This window comes from Periweissella ghanensis (assembly GCF_918814755.1).
GTDB lineage: Bacteria > Bacillota > Bacilli > Lactobacillales > Lactobacillaceae > Periweissella > Periweissella ghanensis.
This window is the reverse complement of record NZ_CAKKNT010000001.1, coordinates 1-17,215: the sequence shown is the minus strand read 5'-3', so window position 1 is coordinate 17,215 and position 17,215 is coordinate 1. Positions and strand designations below refer to the sequence as shown.

Here is a 17,215-nt window from a genome sequence, read left to right as displayed (position 1 = left end):
GATTAAATATTAGATAAAAATTTCACATACTTTACCAAAATTCCTAGTTAAAAGGGGGGATTAAAATGATTTTCTTTATTAATGATAGTTTATTGAACAAAAAATCAGGCATCGATTAAGCGGTGATTAAACGGATGCAACTGTTTGAACGCCAAAACATTGCGTACACATACGTCACCCGCGATTGGTCACAAAATTTACACCAACAGTTGAATGGACTGGGCGTTAGTGATCGCCATTTGCTAAATATGTTTGACTACTACCAACAAATGGTGGATGTCCAACCGAACAAAACTTTTCTGGCCGATCTGGATTTTGGCATTAAAAATTTACGCTTCGTTGATGAGCAAAACGAAGCCCGCTTCATTGTCCAACGCAATGATGAGCGGCTTGTGGCCCGGGTTAACTACCAAAAAGACGACCAACACGTGACGTCAGTGGAACGCTTTGATAGTGCTGGTAACTTATATGCGATTGATTTTTATAATCAACGGGGCTTCAAATCAATGACACAGTGGTACACAATTGATCACCAACTACGCTCCGAAGTCTGGTATACCCCGGAAGGCCGCGATGTTTTGCATGCGACTTATCGCCAAAGTGGGCCGACCGAAGTTGAAGCGCTTGGGTGGTTATTGACGGATCCCGATGGTCATATCTATCAATTTGCGACCCTCACGGCGCTGTTTGAACATTTTATTAACGCGATTAATGAACTATATCCCGAATTTAATACGTTAATTCTCGATAGTGTCACGAGTGCCGATGAAGCTTTTACCCGGCTACGTAAACCAGCCTACACCGTGCTCGATATTCATAGTATGCACGTCACGGATACCGGTCAACCAGCGACGGCTTTGTTGAATGAGCATTACGAATATGCGCTCCTCAATGTCGCCCATTTCTCCAATGTCGTCACCACCACGTCCAAGCAAACGGCGGATATTGTCGCGCGCTTTCCGGATGTGCAAGCGGCCACGACGATTCCAGCCGGCTATGTGACGCCCGAACGGCAACAACAGCCACCGGTTAAAATGAATAAGCGTGAATTTGGGAAAATTGTCGCGATTGCTAACATTAGTCCAAACAGTAATCTCAGTGATTTATTACACGTCATCAAGCAAGTCCACAATCAAATTCAAAGTGTGACGCTCGATATTTATAGTTATGCCGATTACACTAATAATTACGCGGAAGAAATCAAAATTCGCCAAGCCATTATTGATTTGGCGTTAGAACAGGTCGTCCAGTTAAAAGGGTATGTCGAAGATTTACAACCAGCACTGGAAAATGCCCAGATTTTAGGCATTACCGCCCACCAAGCCTGCTTTGACCTTGGCTTGCTCGAAGGCTTGACTAATGGGGTCGTGCCGGTCGCTTATGCGGTTGATTATGGTCCCAAGGCGTTGATTACCGATGACCAAAATGGCTGCTTAATTGAACCAGGAGCGATTGATGCGATGGCAAACCAAATCGTGTATTTACTCAAGCACCAACGGATTTTACAACAATTTAGCAATAATGCCTATGCCACGCCAGCCGCGTTTGATGAAGCCAATGTTTGGCATGCCTGGGCGAACTTATTGGCACATGCAAAGGAGGTGCATCAAGCATGATTTATTCAGTCGGTGAAAATATGTATGCCTTTAATTCCGGCATTGAATTTGCGCAAGTCCAACGTACTAAAGCGTTTAATGCGGCGAACATGCCCGCTAAAATTATTACGCGTCAGTACAATCGTTATTTGGCGCGCAATGCGGCGTGGATGGGGTTACAGCCGGACGAGTACTTGAATATGTATGATTACTTTCAAAAAGTGACCGACTTTGAACCGTTTGCGCAAAATGTCCGGACCCTCGCGGCAATTCCGCGGGGCACTTACCATGTTCGTTATACTGACAACAACGAAGCCCACATCACCGAAAATGGGCAGGTCTTAGCGACAGTGCATTTGCTGCCTGATAAGGCGGATTGTGTCGGCGATATTGAATACTTTAATAATTTAGGCGACACGATGATGACGGCGTACTATGATTGGCGCGGCTTTCGCTCAATGGTCGAAACGTATCACCCCGATGGCTTAGTGGCTAGTCAAACGTACTATGACCCTGCTGGTGCCCAAGTACTAGCGGTGACGTGGATGCCCGAGAATGGTGAGAGTCAAGCAACCAGTTGGCAGTTATTAAATTATCATGGGCAAAATTATACGTTTGATAGTGAAAACCAACTATTTACCTTCTTTTTAAATGAACTCAATGATGCATTGGCTAGTACGTTTATTGTCGATCGGCCCCATTTAGCCACTAGCGTGCTCGGGATTGATACGCCAAAGCGCACGATTGCTTACATTCACGATAGTCATCTGCAACAAGCGGCAACAGGCAATGCGTATTTTGTTAAAGGCAGCTACCAACCGGTCTTGCAACCACGGGGCCGCGAATTTAATCTCGTGGCAGTGGCTACCGCTCAACAAGCCGCGCAAATTAAAGCCCAATTCCCAGCGTGTGTCGTTCGGCAAGTACCGACAATTTATACGCAAGTTGTCGATGATAATACCGTCACGGAGCTACAAAAAATCTTGTATGTTGGCCGCTTAGCACCGGATAAAAATATTTTGGGCTTGCTAAAAGTCGCGGCGGCGTTAAAAACTCATTACCCAACAATTCAATTAGTATTAAAGGGGTACTTTGCATCTAGTGAGTATGAAGCACAGATTTTAGCGGAAATCCAAGCCCTCCAGCTCGATGATAACGTGACGTTGGTGCCATATAGTGTGGACGATAATGGCATCTATGCCGATGCGAGCGTCTTTCTCTCAACATCCTTAGCGGAAGGCTTGGGCATTAATATGCTCACAAGTCTCGCTCATGGGGTGCCGGTGGCGTGTTATGGCATCGCGTATACCCAAGATAATCTGATAATTGATGGTGCTAACGGGATTTGCAGTGATGAATGCAACCCACAAGCGTTGGCGCAAAAAATTATCACCACCTTTGAAAATCCATTGACCGTCATGAACTTGAAAGTGCAAGCCAAACAGACGGCCCAACAATATCAAGCTGAACAACTGGTAACCGCTTGGCAACAAGTTTTGCATTAAAACCAGCTGCCAAGCCCGCGACCAGTTACTAACAGGAGGTCTAAATAACATGAAACTAGCCAATGAGCTGGTGGCTGCACGTTGGCATGCTAAGCGGCAAACCCAACTATTGCAGCCCACCCAGCAGCATTTATGGCTGACGCGCTTTAAGCGTTTTGGCATTATAAGTCCGGAAAATTATCGGCCCGCCATCTTACGCCATCAAAGCAACTTGGAAGGGACTGATGTTTACCAAAAGCGACGGCCAACAACTAAACGACAGTTCTATGAACCATGTGCGGCCACACCCGTGCGGCACTGGGAATGGTACGGGCACTCACCACTGCCGACGGCCAAGCAACCAGTGACGATTGATGCGAGTAGCCTGACCCATCAGCCAATCGCCATGCCGCGCAAGGCGGTCCACCGCCGGATTATCCCCGCTAAATTACGCCCCGCCGATTGTGCCCCCACAATTACTTTTGCGGCGGGGGATGGGCCCAGTTGGCAACCCACGGCCCGAACGGCAGATAAGTTAGCCGTTGAAGTGGTGGCGACGTATCAGCTCACAAAGCCGCATTATGATCCCAATGCCCGAGCGCAAGCATGTCGGCGCGGGGCCCAAGCGTTAACCAGTTTACTTAAACGGCAACGCACGGGGATGTTTAATATTACTGATTTTGCCCCCGTGAATGAAAATTGATATTTTCTTAAAGGCATAGCGTTATCCTGAAAAAAATAATAGAATAAGATTAGTGTATTAAAATTCTAAGGAGGGCCTATGAAAAGTTTAATTCCCCGTGAACCCGAAATGCCGGCTTTGAATGCCACCCAACTGGCCGAGGTCACCGCGATGGTCTTTGGCCCGGACGTGGCAATTCAACCCGGTGACTTAATCTTTGTCTTTAGCGCCCCGCAAGTTGGCATTTGGGAAACGACTTTAGCGGCGTGGCAAGCTGGGTTAGCCCCACAAGTTTTTGTGACCGGTGGCCAAAGTAAAACGGCGGATGCCCAATACCACCAATTAGTCGGTACGCGGACCGAAAATGCGATTATTACCGAAAAGCTAGTGGCGGGGGGGATTCCTGCCGCGGCGCTTGTGGGTGAAAATCGCTCATCAAATTCGTTAGAAAATGTCGTGTTTGCGACCGAAGTTTTTGATTTTGCGACGATTAAACGGCTGTTATTTGTCACCAAAGCGCACGTTGTTGGTCGCCATTGGCGGACGTTAAAGCAGTATTTACCCGCGACGGTCGAGTTAATCCCGTACAGTTTTGTCGCCGAATACAATGGTGTGACCGTTAGTCGTGATAACTGGCACCTGAGTGAAGTGGGCCGCGCCCGCGTCTGGGGTGAGTACTTGCGCATTCAAGCGTACAGTGAAAAAGGCGACATTGCCGCGACAATCTAAGCGCGGCATGCAAACAAGAGGAGATGAGTAGACTACCATGAATAAAAAAGCGAAAAAAACCGGCTATCTGGCCATTAGTTTTATTACCTTACTCGTGTTAGGAATTTTTATCGTCTTACCAATTTGGGCGATTTTTACTTTTGAAAAAGTCATGCTCTTTAATTATCTGCACTTAACGATGGTGACGGAAATGGACTTGATTCAAGGTTTTGCCGGTTCAATTTTAGTCGGTTGGCTGGCGGTGTACCTTCAAGAATGGTGGGTTAGTAAGCATGGCACTGAATTTGGCAAGGGAGCGGTCGCAACCGTTTTGCGGATTTTGTTAACGTATCCGTTCTTTGTTGGCTATGTGTACTTAATCTGGTGTCACCTTAACTGGAGTCAGAACTTAAGTTTGATTTTAGCGACGGCTGCGATTATTACGGTCGGCTGGTATGCATCACGGTTCCCAGAATTTGTGATCAAACATCGGCCCCATTAATTATATTAGTTAAGAATAAATAACATATATCATATAATGATAAGCCGTAGAACCTTGTTCTAGCGGCTTTTTATTATGAAATATAATTGAAACACACCAAAAATTAATGGATATTTAAACTGTTTATTAAAATTATTAAGAAAATATTAAATGAAAACGCTTGCTAATATTGGCGCGACCCCTTATAATTGAACTTGTAAACAGACGCGTAAGTGCTGTTATACTGGGGAATTTATTCTGGAACTTAACGGTAAAGTTGTTAGTTAAACCGGGGAAGTAGCGAATTGTTATGTTATAAATGAATCTGCTAATTAGGGGGGGAGATTCAGCCATTAAGTAGGCGCACATGTATATGCCACTTACTTTGAAATCGAAAGATCATTGCGGGTCTTTCGGTTTTTTGGCGGTTTTGAGTACCAACTAAATAAAAGCAAGACTTGGATCGGCAACGATGCAGGTCTTTTTTTGTGCGAATTGAAAAATGTACGCGATTTTTGTAAAATTCGCAAAAAATGAAAACATTTTTTTGCGGAGACTAAAGTATTATAAGTGGTGTTAAGTGATAGCAATTGTCATTTAGAAATAATTAGTTTGTAAATTGGAGGTATGTATTTTGGATTCAAAAAACATTTCAAAATGTATAGAGTAACGTCATGATCAAGCTGGGTAATTAGCTAAACCTAAGCGAGTAACAGTGCTTGAAAACTCTCCCAAAACAGTAAAAATAACTTTTTTCATTCCATTCATCAAAAAATGATCAGCTTGACGTAGCTGGTCATTTTTCGTATCATGTGTAAAATATATTTTATCTAAGCATAATTATTATTTTAAAATGCGTTTGATTTTTTTGAAATCTAAAAAAATTGAAAGCATTTTTTTACTGTATGTTCGCTATATTAAATATAAGCTTCATGAATATTTATATTATATAAAAGGGGGAGAATATTATGAGCGCATCACAATTACCAAAAACGGGGTTTGTCGCTAGTGGAGCTTTATTTGCCCCACAATATTGGGGGATTATCTTATTAGCCGCGGTGGTAGCCGTCATTGTTTGGATGGTGTTAACTAAGGGGAAAGCTTAATGCTTAGTATTTTAAGCATAATCTATGAGATCAGTTTCTTTATCTTCTTGGTCTATATCTTTTTGAGTATGCTGTTTGGGATTTTTTCAAGTCGCGATAAATACAATCACATGATTGCTAGTAAAACCACGGCCTCAAAAGATTTGTTTTACTGCTTTATTATTCCGTGTTTTGAAGAGGAAGCCGTCATTGAGCATACGTTGAAAAACTTAGTCAAATTTAAGTTTAACGGCGTGATCTATGTGGTCGATGATGCTTCCAAAGATCACACCATCCAGTGTGCGCACAAAGTTGCCGATCCGCGTATCCAAGTGCTGGAACGTAAATTACCAAATGCCCAAAAAGGCAAGGGTGATTCATTGAATTTTGCCCTGACGTTTTTGCAAACGGAAATTAAAGCCCAGCACATTGCTGAGGACAACACGATTGTCGGCGTGATTGATGCCGATGCCGCCTTATCTAAGCATGCGATGACGCGCTTGAATGATTATTTTTCTGATCCAAGCACCGCGATTGCCCAACTGCGCGTGAAAATGTATCCAACATTTAAAAATGCTTTACAAGTTTCACAAGATGCCGAGTTTTTTACGATTAATAATTACTCACAAATCATGCGCATGTTTACCTCAACAGTCGGGTTAAGTGGGAATGGCCAATTCTTTAGATTGTCGGTCGTTGCTGAGCAAATCGGGTATGCCCCCTGGGGGAATGCCTTGTTAGATGATTATGAATTAACCATCAAATGCATGCTTAAACAAATTAAAATTGAATATTTAGCCGATATCTACGTCTATCAACAATCATTAGCGTCATACAAACGCTACATTCGCCAACGCAGCCGCTGGGTGCAAGGGAATTTGGATTGTTTAAAATATGTCAAAGCGGTGGTAACGGCTAAAAATTTACTGTTTAAGCAAAAATTGGGCATTATGTACTTCCTACTGCAACCGTGGATTAACATCCTAGTTGATATCGTGATTTTAGTTTTGGGCGTCCATTTAGGTATCGTTTTAGTAGGCGTGCTTGGCAGCAGTAAATTTATAACGACGGCCGGCATTCTGCTGATCTTATTTGCCGTTTCCTTAGTCTGGGGGCTCATTTTTACGAGTCTCTACGTCATTGATTTGCGACACTTTGATGAACCCGTGCCCAAATGGACGCTGCTATTGCGCTTGCCATTTTTAATCTCATATTTATATGTGGTCTTGTTCTTTAGCATCGTGACGGCATTTTGGCGCCAAATAAGTAATCAAAAAGAATGGTTGAAGACGCAACGGGAAGAATAAATAGGGGAAAATTGGGGGAAATAACAGATGAAAAAAATTAAAGTGATGACCGTGTTTGGGACGCGGCCAGAAGCCATTAAAATGGCACCAATTGTTAAATTATTACATGATAACCGCGACGATTTTGAAGCGGTGACTGTCGTTACGGGTCAACACCGTGAAATGCTTGATCAAGTTTTGGCGTTGTTTAATATTCAACCCGACTATGACCTGGACATTATGGAGCCGCAGCAAACATTAGCTTCGGTGACTAATAAGATTTTAGTGGAACTGGGCAAAGTTTTAACAGTGGAAAAACCAGATATTGTGCTTGTCCATGGCGATACGACGACGACCTTTGCGGCCAGTTTAGCGTCATTTTATCAACAAATTGCGATTGGGCATGTCGAAGCGGGCTTGCGGACATGGGATAAATATAGTCCGTTTCCCGAAGAAATGAATCGCCAATTAACTGATCGCTTGACTGATATCTACTTTGCGCCAACGAGTGAAAGTAAACACAATTTACTGCTCGAAAATATTGACGATACGAAGATTTTTATCACCGGGAATACCGCCATCGATGCGTTAAAACAAACGGTGGGGGCCGATATAGCACCGAATACCAGCGATAAGCGGATGATCTTACTGACGATGCACCGACGGGAAAATCAAGGCACGGCGATGGTCAATGTCTTAAAAACCATCTTAGCGGTGATGCAAGACTTTGAAGACTTGGAAGTCACCGTGCCGGTCCATCCAAATCCCAAGGTGCGCTCCGTGATGCAAGCCTTGCTCGGGGATAATCCGCGCGTGCATTTAATTGAGCCCCAAGATGTGGCGTCATTTCATGAATTGATGAAGGCCAGCTACTTCATTATGACTGATTCCGGTGGCGTTCAAGAAGAAGCGCCGTTTTTGAAAAAGCCGGTCTTGGTGTTACGCGATAATACCGAGCGGCCAGAAGGGGTGGAAGCTGGGACGCTGAAATTAATTGGGACTGAACCGGAGCATGTTAAAGACGCGATGACGACGTTGTTATCAAATGATTTTGAATATCATAAAATGGCCGGGGCGCAAAACCCATATGGGGATGGGGATGCGGCCAAACGGATCTTAGCTTCAATTCAATATTACTTTGATGATGATAAACACCATGCTCGACCAGAAGAATTTAGTGTAAATGGACAACAATAAGATGAACAACGTGAAAATGATCAGCCGGACGTAGCTGATCATTTTTTTGGTAGTGATAGCGCAAGGGCGGGGGACAGTGCTATACTTATGAGAATGAATTTACGAGTTGGAGTGGGGATGATGAATAACATAATTGGCGCATTGGCCGTCTTGACCCTGATTGGGCTAGTGACGTATAACTATGTCTTTACCAAGGTTGTCGGCCAGACGCTCGAGCTACAAGTAATGATGTTCATCGTCATTGCCATTGTCCTCGGCGCCCTGATTGTGACGAACCGCAAAAAGAAATGAATCGGGGGATGAACGGCTACTAGTGGGTGGCCGTTTTTTTGTGGAATTGCCAGGGTTTAATTGCTTGCTAGCTGTAAAAAATTTATAATTATTAGAGTATAAAAATTTTAAGTAAGCAGTCATTGATGTTTAAAAATGGCTAACTAATTTAAGTTTATTGAAAGGATATATCTATGACACTGTTTAACGATAACTCTAATGCAGAGAATATTGAAAATCCAATTTCAGATATAAGTGAGGATTCTATTCGTGAAACAATGCCTGAAATTTTAGATATCTTATTACTTGATAGAACACTATCAACTGAAAAGAAAAAGCATAATATAATTTGGGCAAATGATAACTATATTACGTACGGTCCGAGTTTATATGCACCGACTAATGAAATTAAACCAGAATTGGTAACGGGCTTAATGGGAGATTTGATTAAGCCGCGTGCATTGAAGTCACAAGAAATTCAAAAGGAACGAACTAAAACTAAAGCTGAAGTATTTACACCGACATGGGTCGTAAAGAAGCAAAATGATGAGGTTGATAAAAGTTTCGTTGATGATGACTTAGTGACTTACACTAATCGGACCTGGTTGGAAATTACGTGTGGTGAAGCGCCATATATGGCCACACGTTACGATATGGAAACTGGTGAGCTAGTTACATTAGCGGAACGTGTTGGCTTCTTAGATCGAAAACTACAACGGATAAATCGTGACGTTGATGACATCGATACATGGAACGCACTTGTTGAACAAGCATATAAGGCAAGTTTTGGATTTGAATGGAGTGGCGATTCATTATTGCTCGCGCGTGAAAATCTCCTGTATACATTCAGAGACTATTACATTGATAAATGGGATGCATTGCCAGATTATGAAATGTTTGAAAAAATTGCGATGATTATTAGTTATAACGTTTTTCAAATGGATGGGTTAAAGTATGAAATCCCGTTGAGCGAAACACGAGAACAGCAAGTAGAGGCGGAAATTGACTTATTTGCGGACTTCTATGAACCGGAGCCAGTAAAGTGGGTTGTTAAGCCAGGAAAACGCGTTAAAGTAATGAATTGGGACACTGAAAAAATGGAATATTTTAGTGAAATGGTGAAATAATATGCAAAATGTAATACAGAGTAATTTTAATTTTCTAGAAACTGAAATTGAATTTGAAATGCTTGTTAAACCCACAACGAATATGGAAAACCTATTTCGAGATGGTTATTATACACAAGTTGTTTTACAAGCACGTCAAATTGCAGAAGCTATAGTTTCCGAGATTTTAAATCTGGAGATGATTCCTGTAATTGAGAGGACCACATTCAATGAGCAATTAAGAATGGCTAAAGTTAAAAAATTAGTAACCGAACCCATAATAAGTAATATATATGATATTAAATCACATGGTAATACTTCAGCGCATGATATTGAATCTGAAGTAGATAGAAATCTTGCAGAAAATATTTTAAAACAAGTATTTGATGTGGCTAAGTGGTTTTATTTAAAATACGCAGAATCACCAATGAATATTGAACCTTTTGCATTACCTAAACAAAAATCTAGCGATTATTCATTGATAAACTACGAAACGAAAAGTGAAAGAAAAATTATCTACGTTTGGACAGCTAATAATGATGATAATATGTGGCCAGCCTACATAGGAGCGGAAAAAGTAGGTGAAACTACAGTAGCTGAAACTTTACGTGCAGATTGGTCAGATAATTCTAAATATTTACAAGACGCAGCAAATAAGCGAATTCAACAGTATGCAAATACCGCTGGAGTTCCTCATAAGACGCAGTGGGTTACACTTGCAATTAAAGATGACGAAAAAACATGGTTTCATGATTATGATGTACATGCGGTTTTGAAAAGATCCGGAATTAAGTATAGTGAAAATTTAAGTGGTAACGAATGGTTTCAAACGGATGTAGATACAATTAAATTGGCAATCGACGCTGTGAGAAAAGGTAATGCAGCTATTACCACTGTAAAGGAACCTACAGTTGAATATCAATCAACTATTGTATTGAGACCAGAACAGAGACAAGCGATTGAAGAAACGAAAAAAGTATTTAATAAAAAGCAGAAAATGCTTTGGAATGCTAAAATGCGTTTTGGTAAAACATTGTCAACCTTACAATTAATTAAGGAAGAAGGCTATGAGCATGTATTAATTTTAACTCACAGACCTATAGTTTCTGATTCATGGTTTGAAGATTTTCAAAAAATGAAAATGGCAGAATCAGGATATCAATATGGATCAAAACATGACCAACACGCAATTACAGATTTTAAAGCAGATGACAAATTTGTATACTTTGCATCAATGCAAGATTTACGTGGTAGTGAGCAAGTTGGTGGTAAGCAGGGGCTAAAAAATGATGCAATCTTTGGCCAAACTTGGGACTTAGTAGTTATCGATGAAGCACATGAAGGAACTCAAACTGAACTTGCTGAAAATGTTCAAGAAGCTGTTGTTTCAGATTCGACTAAAGTCTTAGAATTAACTGGAACGCCATTTAATTTATTGGCTGATTATGAAGATGATCAAGTATTTACATGGGATTATCCGATGGAACAAACTGCAAAAATGAATTGGAGTATTGAGCATTCGGGTGAAAAAAATCCATATAGTAGTCTACCTAAAGTAAATATGTTTACATTTGAAATGAATCAAAAAGGTAACTATGCGTATAACAATAGTTTTAATTTTTCAGAATTTTTTAAAGTAGATGATAAAGACGAATTTATCTACAAAAATGACGTAACGGCATTTTTAAATGAAATTACGAAAAAATCAGTGACTAATTATCCATTTTCTACAGGTGAATTTAGAAATAATTTGAGACATTCCTTGTGGTTGATGCCGAATATAAAAGCAGCTAGGGTATTTAAAAAAGTCCTTGAAGAACATCCTGTATTTGGTAAAGAATATAAAGTTATTAATGTAGTTGATAAAAATGATAACGATGAAAATGAGGCTGATTTAGCACGTGTTAGGAACGCTATTGGAGATAAACCTTGGGAGACTAAAACGATAACCTTGACTGTCCGTAAGTTAACTACAGGGGTTAACATTCCTGAATGGAGTGCTGTGATATTTTTGAATAATACTTCAAGTCCAACAAGTTATTTACAAGCCGCTTTTCGGGCACAAACTCCATATAGTGATCAAAGTGGTGAAAAAACAAATTGTTATGTTTTTGACTTTGCACCTGATCGAGCATTAACAGTCATGGCACAAGCTAGTCAATTACGGACAGCTCCTGGAAAACGGGTTACTTCAGAACAAAAATCAGACATGAAACGATTATTGAATTTTTTACCAATTATTGGTATGAGTGGAAATAAGATGAAGCCATTTTCTGTTGATAGTATGTTGGGACAGTTAAAGAGAGTTTACGCACAGAAAGCAATTGATTCTGGATTTAGCGATGATAGTTTATATAGCGATGAGTTACTTTTAAACTTGTCTCAAGAAGACGCAAAGGCATTTGCAGATTTAAAAGCAATTATTGGGTCAACTAATAAAGAAAAAATTCCAAAGGTAATCGATGTTAATAACCAAGGTTTAACCGAGGAAGAATATGATAAAGCAGAAGAAGGTAAGAAAAAGCCCAAAAAGAATCGAACACTGGAAGAAGAAGAAGCAATTAATAAGATGAAAATTGCAAAAAAGAATAAGAAATCTATGATTAGCATACTTCGAGGTATTAGTATTCGAATTCCACTAATGATATATGGAATGAAAGTTGACATTGAAGATGATGTTAATATGGTAAGGTTTATAGATCTTGTTGATGATGTATCTTGGGATGAATTTATGCCTAAGGGAGTTACTAAAAAGAAATTCAAAGAATTTTCAAAATACTATGATGCAGACGTGTTTATTGAAGCTGGTAAACGTATTCGCCGGCGAGTAATGGAGTTAGATGTACTTGATCCTTTGGATAGAATTCAAGAGCTTGCAGAAATATTTGCAACATTTAAAAACCCCGATAAGGAAACTGTACTAACACCTTGGCGAGTAGTTAACTTACATTTGCATAAGACAATTGGTGGCCTTTCATTTTATGATGACTTGTATAAATCTACAACGGTAGAAGGGATTGGTCAACGTAATTGGGTTAACAATGAAGTATGGGATGATCAGAAAACTTTCCTTGAAATCAATTCAAAAACGGGACTGTATCCTTTGTATATTGCAGCAAGTTTATATTATCAGGCATCGACAGAGTTGAATGAAGTTACGGCAGGTAAATTTGATATTAAACAATTAAATTCTATCTGGAGAAAAATACTAGCAGATAACATATTCATAATTGCAAAGACACCCATGGCAAAAACTATAACTGAACGTACATTAGCGGGTTATACCGATATATCTACAAATGTAGCATATATTGAAGATTTCGTCACATTCGTTAAAAAGTCAGATAAACAATACGCTATTGAAGAAATTGGAAAGGCACTAGATATGAAAAAATTTGATGTTGTGGTTGGAAATCCGCCATATCAGCAAGAAACAAATGGTAAAGTAACTAAAAATGGACAAAAGCGCGTTATAAATATATTCCAACATTTTCAAGAATTGACAGATGAAATTACTGGAGAATTTTCAAGTCTTATTTATCCTGGGGGACGTTGGATACATCGTTCTGGAAAAGGGATGGCTCAATTTGGACTGAATCAAATAAATGATCCTCGTTTAAAAAAATTAATTTTTTTCAAAGACGCAGAGTCATTATTTAATTCGGTTGGAATTAGTGATGGACTTTCAATAGTGTTAAAAGATCATAGTAAGAATAGTACTGAATTTGAATACGAATATATTGAAAATGAAAATGCTATTGATGTTAATATATCTTCACCCGGTAAAAAACTATTAGTATTAAATCCAAAAGATGAACCAATTCTTTTAAAGATAGAAGCAATAGTTAATTCGGAAAATATAAAATTCCTTTCAGAAAGTATATATTCTCAAAAATTATTTCATGTGGAAAGTGATTTTGCTGAAAAAAATCCAGAAAATATACGATTATACACAGGTCAGGAATTTGATAATGACAAATATGTAAAGTTATTAACAAATGATAAAGCAGGAAAGGCTGGTAGAGCAACTTGGTTTTTAACTAAAAAAACGTTAATACCTGTTAATCATGAGTTAATAGATGAATACCAGGTTGTAGTATCTAGTGCAAATGCTGGTGGACAGAAACGTGATAATCAAGTCGAAATTATTGATAATCATTCTGCATTTGGTAGATCTCGGGTAGCTTTAAAATCGTTTAAAACTTTAGGAGAAGCACAAAACTTTTTAAAGTATGTGAGTGCACCATTGATAAAATATGCATTTTTAATGACAGATGAATCCTTAACATCTCTTGCCAAAAAAGTTCCAGATATCTTAGACTATACAGATTCAAATAAATTTATAGATTTTTCAAAAGACGTTAATAATGAACTTAACAAGTTATTTGGAATTACAGAAGATGAAGAATTATATCTTAAAAGTAAAATTAGGTCAGATAATTAAATTAAAAAATTCGCATATCTAAAATCTAACCTGCCTGAGCAATCGGGCAGGTTTTTTATTTTCTCCACAAACTCACGCCCACATTGCTCCACCTTATTTGACTGTATAGTTGAAAACTATTTATTAAAGTGAGGTGAATACTATGGTCAAAATTAATCGGATTAAACAACACAATTACACAGTTATCGATAACCAGCTCGCGTGTGATCAACAATTGAGTTGGCATGCTCGCGGGATATTCTTGTATCTATATGCGCATGGGGATGAGTGGGAGTTCCTCGAACAAGAGGTGATTGCGGAAAATATTGCCCGGCACGATACGTTCATGCAAGGAATTGCGGAACTGGAGGCGGCGGGTTATTTGCGCTGCTCAAAATTACAAGCAGATAGTGGTGAAATACTCGAAAGTTTGTGGGAATTAGCGACGACCCCTATGTTCAAAAATGACCCACAAATCCAACTTGATTTAGCTGAAAACGTTGCTATAAGTGGATTCTCACCACAACCGGATTTCCCAGTCATGGATAACCCTGTACTGGAAAAACCTGTACAGGGAAATCCTACGGCGGAAAACCCGCAACTAATAAGTACTAATAAAACAAACACTAATTATAATAAACAACAATCTAAACAATCATCAAACCAAGGAGAAGGGGATGGTCCCAAAGAGACGGTCGAAGATGCTTGCACAGAAATCATCAGATACTTGAATGCCAAAACAGGGCGCCGATACAATCCAAAGACAATTACCACCCGTCGCTTAATCAATGCACGGATTCAAGAAGGATATCAAGTTGAGGACTTTCTGAAAGTGATTGATACCAAAGTTAGTCACTGGTTAAACGACGAGAAATGGGCAATGTATTTACGGCCTGGGACATTATTTGGCACGAAGTTTGACAATTATATCAACGAAGCACCTAAAAACAGTTAATAATGAAATGCAGGAGGCGTGGTATGAGTGATCTTAAAGCAATTAGATTTGATAATTTACAAGTAAGCGTTCAGCGCCTAGCGGCCCAGCATGGCATTGATCTAGATAACGTGACGGAAACCATTGAAGAACGTGGTAAACGGCTCGCTAAAGAGGCCTACCAAAGTTATTTACGACGAAGTAATCGAGATGCCTGGCGAATGTCGGTCTGGAGTGGGCATGCGGCCAAACGCTTTACATTTGCTGATTGGGATGTCACTGTCCAAGGAGACAGTCAGTTGGCAGCTGAAATTGGTAATCAGGCATACAAGTTAACGCAGCAAATATTTAAACAACCAATGAATGTACTATTACTTGGTAAAGGTGGGGTCGGGAAGACATCACTAGCACTAGCGATGTTGTACAAATTGGCAGAACAATTCTCAGTGATGTTTGTCAGTACAACTGAACTAGCAGGCATGCTGAACAATCAGTATTCATATGCAGATGCCAAAGAACGAATTCGTAAGATTGAAGAAGCAATGAAGACGGTTGATGTATTAATCCTGGATGATTTTGGAACCGAAGGGGGGATGAAAATCATTAACGGGAGTAGTGAGAACATCCAACCCGTTCGCAAGGATATGCAGGAACTACTATTTAGGGTAGCCGATGAACGAATTGATGCGGAACGTAACTGTGCGAAGCGTACAACAATTATTACAACCAATAACACTCAGAAACAACTCGAAATGATGTATAACCCGAAGTTGATTAGTCGGTTGTTACCCAAGGCGGAAGAACAACGGATTAAGTTTAACGGGATGGGGGATGTGAGGAGAGTGTGAGATATAAGGAATGACTTGCTCTGTGAACATAGTATTCACAAATTGGCTTTTAATGGTAATTAAATAGACAAAATATGTAGTCATTAGAGTGAATCCATGATATCATTTTAGATATAGATAGAGGGTGTAACTTTCTCGTTGAGCAAGCAACGTTAAAACCAGATATATAAAGTCGGGCAAGTCTCGGATAGTTGGCAAGCAACAGAAAAACTTGATATATGAAGTCGAGCAGGTCTCGGATAGTTGGCTGGCAACAGAAAAACTTGCAAATAAACCGGTAGCTTTTAGCTATCGGTTTTTATTTTAGGAGAAATATTTTGGGAAAGCATATTACAGCAGAATATCATAAAATAACCCCGGCAGAAATTAAAGCTTTTAATGCACGACTTCCAGCAATACATATCGCATTGAATACAATGAAAAAATCTTTTATAGGTAAAAAGAAATTATATCTGTATGTGGTTGGAAATAAGGAAATTAAATTACAAGAACTATCTTTTAGTAATCGGCATTTTATGCATCTTTGCGGCGTTAAATATAGTAATGGTGCAAAAGGATTTATTAACGATTTAAATAAAAAAAGACTTAATCTCAATTTACTTTCAGTAAAATCAGATGGAACTACATTTCAGAAATTACAAATTATTGATCAAATAGATAGACTAGATAGCTTACAGACTCAAATTTCTATTGGAAATAATATGGCAAGTATTCATTACGATAGTTTACTTAAAACAAAAGAACGAATACTAGGTATTGCAATAAAAAAAGATGCGAATGACAAATATATTCCATTATCATTACTCAATTTATCTGTAAAGGATAATAAAAGTTTAACCTCTTTTGAAGTTATCGCAATTCTTGAAGAAAATGAGGCAACAAAAGAGCGTAGTTGCGTCAAGAAAAGGGAAGATTGCCCACAAAAAATAGAAGAATTTATTGAAGCGTATTTAGCGAATGAATTAAAATAGCATACAGCTCAAATTTTTTAATCTTTCATGCTCATGTCGCCGTCAAGTTAAATTGAGCCAAAAATAGTCAATAAAGTTGAGCCACATTGATCTAAAACGGTCAATAAAATTGAGCCGTTTCTTCCTTTTTAATTTTTAAATATTG

At 39.3% G+C, this 17,215-nt stretch carries 14 protein-coding genes; all 14 read left to right on the top strand.

Going from position 1 to position 17,215, the window contains the following annotated elements; genetic code table 11:
• The first annotated feature begins 134 nt into the window (after window positions 1–134).
• Window positions 135–1,616, top strand: a complete 1,482-nt coding sequence (locus LQZ76_RS00070) for a glycosyltransferase (RefSeq protein ID WP_230097734.1) — start codon at window positions 135–137, stop codon at window positions 1,614–1,616.
• Window positions 1,613–3,100 carry a glycosyltransferase gene (locus tag LQZ76_RS00065; RefSeq protein ID WP_230097733.1) on the top strand — a complete coding sequence of 496 codons (1,488 nt, stop codon included), beginning with the start codon at window positions 1,613–1,615 and terminating at the stop codon, window positions 3,098–3,100. The genes LQZ76_RS00070 and LQZ76_RS00065 overlap by 4 nt, the downstream gene beginning before the upstream one ends.
• Before the next feature lie 49 nt (window positions 3,101–3,149).
• Window positions 3,150–3,782, top strand: coding sequence for a hypothetical protein (locus LQZ76_RS00060; protein WP_230097732.1), 633 nt, complete (start codon window positions 3,150–3,152; stop codon window positions 3,780–3,782).
• Window positions 3,783–3,860: 78 nt separating this feature from the next.
• On the top strand, window positions 3,861–4,490 hold the full coding sequence (locus LQZ76_RS00055) for a YdcF family protein (RefSeq protein ID WP_230097731.1): 630 nt from the start codon (window positions 3,861–3,863) through the stop codon (window positions 4,488–4,490).
• Window positions 4,491–4,527: 37 nt separating this feature from the next.
• Entirely contained in the window at window positions 4,528–4,971 is a 444-nt protein-coding gene (locus LQZ76_RS00050) for a hypothetical protein (RefSeq protein ID WP_230097730.1), read from the top strand.
• A gap of 947 nt (window positions 4,972–5,918) precedes the next feature.
• Entirely contained in the window at window positions 5,919–6,056 is a 138-nt protein-coding gene (locus tag LQZ76_RS00045; RefSeq protein ID WP_230097729.1) for a hypothetical protein, read from the top strand.
• Entirely contained in the window at window positions 6,056–7,342 is a 1,287-nt protein-coding gene (locus tag LQZ76_RS00040) for a glycosyltransferase family 2 protein (RefSeq protein WP_230097728.1), read from the top strand. Before LQZ76_RS00045 ends, LQZ76_RS00040 begins: the two co-directional genes overlap by 1 nt.
• A gap of 27 nt (window positions 7,343–7,369) precedes the next feature.
• Window positions 7,370–8,518 (top strand): non-hydrolyzing UDP-N-acetylglucosamine 2-epimerase, encoded by a 1,149-nt coding sequence (gene wecB, locus LQZ76_RS00035; RefSeq protein WP_230097727.1) that lies wholly within the window; start codon window positions 7,370–7,372, stop codon window positions 8,516–8,518.
• A gap of 93 nt (window positions 8,519–8,611) precedes the next feature.
• The gene (locus tag LQZ76_RS00030; protein WP_230097726.1) at window positions 8,612–8,809 is read left to right on the top strand and encodes a hypothetical protein; all 198 of its coding nucleotides are present in this window, start codon (window positions 8,612–8,614) and stop codon (window positions 8,807–8,809) included.
• Window positions 8,810–8,982: 173 nt separating this feature from the next.
• Complete coding sequence (locus tag LQZ76_RS00025; RefSeq protein WP_230097725.1) at window positions 8,983–9,915, top strand: restriction endonuclease; 933 nt, start codon at window positions 8,983–8,985, stop codon at window positions 9,913–9,915.
• A 1-nt stretch (window position 9,916) separates the two neighbouring features.
• A complete protein-coding gene (locus tag LQZ76_RS00020) occupies window positions 9,917–14,338 on the top strand; it encodes an Eco57I restriction-modification methylase domain-containing protein (RefSeq protein ID WP_230097724.1) in 4,422 nt (1,473 codons plus the stop codon).
• Between the two features lie 142 nt (window positions 14,339–14,480).
• A complete protein-coding gene (locus LQZ76_RS00015) occupies window positions 14,481–15,272 on the top strand; it encodes a conserved phage C-terminal domain-containing protein (RefSeq protein ID WP_230097723.1) in 792 nt (263 codons plus the stop codon).
• Window positions 15,273–15,295: 23 nt separating this feature from the next.
• Window positions 15,296–16,099 (top strand): ATP-binding protein, encoded by an 804-nt coding sequence (locus LQZ76_RS00010; RefSeq protein WP_230097722.1) that lies wholly within the window; start codon window positions 15,296–15,298, stop codon window positions 16,097–16,099.
• A gap of 317 nt (window positions 16,100–16,416) precedes the next feature.
• Window positions 16,417–17,070 (top strand): PBECR4 domain-containing protein, encoded by a 654-nt coding sequence (locus LQZ76_RS00005; RefSeq protein WP_230097721.1) that lies wholly within the window; start codon window positions 16,417–16,419, stop codon window positions 17,068–17,070.
• Window positions 17,071–17,215: the final 145 nt, after the last annotated feature.

Excerpts from the sequence above, each read along its gene's own strand:
- LQZ76_RS00070 (WP_230097734.1), top strand. The coding sequence starts at position 135 with ATGCAACTGTTTGAACGCCAAAACATTGCGTACACATACGTCACCCGC.
- LQZ76_RS00065 (WP_230097733.1), top strand. The coding sequence starts at position 1,613 with ATGATTTATTCAGTCGGTGAAAATATGTATGCCTTTAATTCCGGCATT.
- LQZ76_RS00060 (WP_230097732.1), top strand. The coding sequence starts at position 3,150 with ATGAAACTAGCCAATGAGCTGGTGGCTGCACGTTGGCATGCTAAGCGG.
- LQZ76_RS00055 (WP_230097731.1), top strand. The coding sequence starts at position 3,861 with ATGAAAAGTTTAATTCCCCGTGAACCCGAAATGCCGGCTTTGAATGCC.
- LQZ76_RS00050 (WP_230097730.1), top strand. The coding sequence starts at position 4,528 with ATGAATAAAAAAGCGAAAAAAACCGGCTATCTGGCCATTAGTTTTATT.
- LQZ76_RS00045 (WP_230097729.1), top strand. The coding sequence starts at position 5,919 with ATGAGCGCATCACAATTACCAAAAACGGGGTTTGTCGCTAGTGGAGCT.
- LQZ76_RS00040 (WP_230097728.1), top strand. The coding sequence starts at position 6,056 with ATGCTTAGTATTTTAAGCATAATCTATGAGATCAGTTTCTTTATCTTC.
- wecB (WP_230097727.1), top strand. The coding sequence starts at position 7,370 with ATGAAAAAAATTAAAGTGATGACCGTGTTTGGGACGCGGCCAGAAGCC.
- LQZ76_RS00030 (WP_230097726.1), top strand. The coding sequence starts at position 8,612 with ATGAATTTACGAGTTGGAGTGGGGATGATGAATAACATAATTGGCGCA.
- LQZ76_RS00025 (WP_230097725.1), top strand. The coding sequence starts at position 8,983 with ATGACACTGTTTAACGATAACTCTAATGCAGAGAATATTGAAAATCCA.
- LQZ76_RS00020 (WP_230097724.1), top strand. The coding sequence starts at position 9,917 with ATGCAAAATGTAATACAGAGTAATTTTAATTTTCTAGAAACTGAAATT.
- LQZ76_RS00015 (WP_230097723.1), top strand. The coding sequence starts at position 14,481 with ATGGTCAAAATTAATCGGATTAAACAACACAATTACACAGTTATCGAT.
- LQZ76_RS00010 (WP_230097722.1), top strand. The coding sequence starts at position 15,296 with ATGAGTGATCTTAAAGCAATTAGATTTGATAATTTACAAGTAAGCGTT.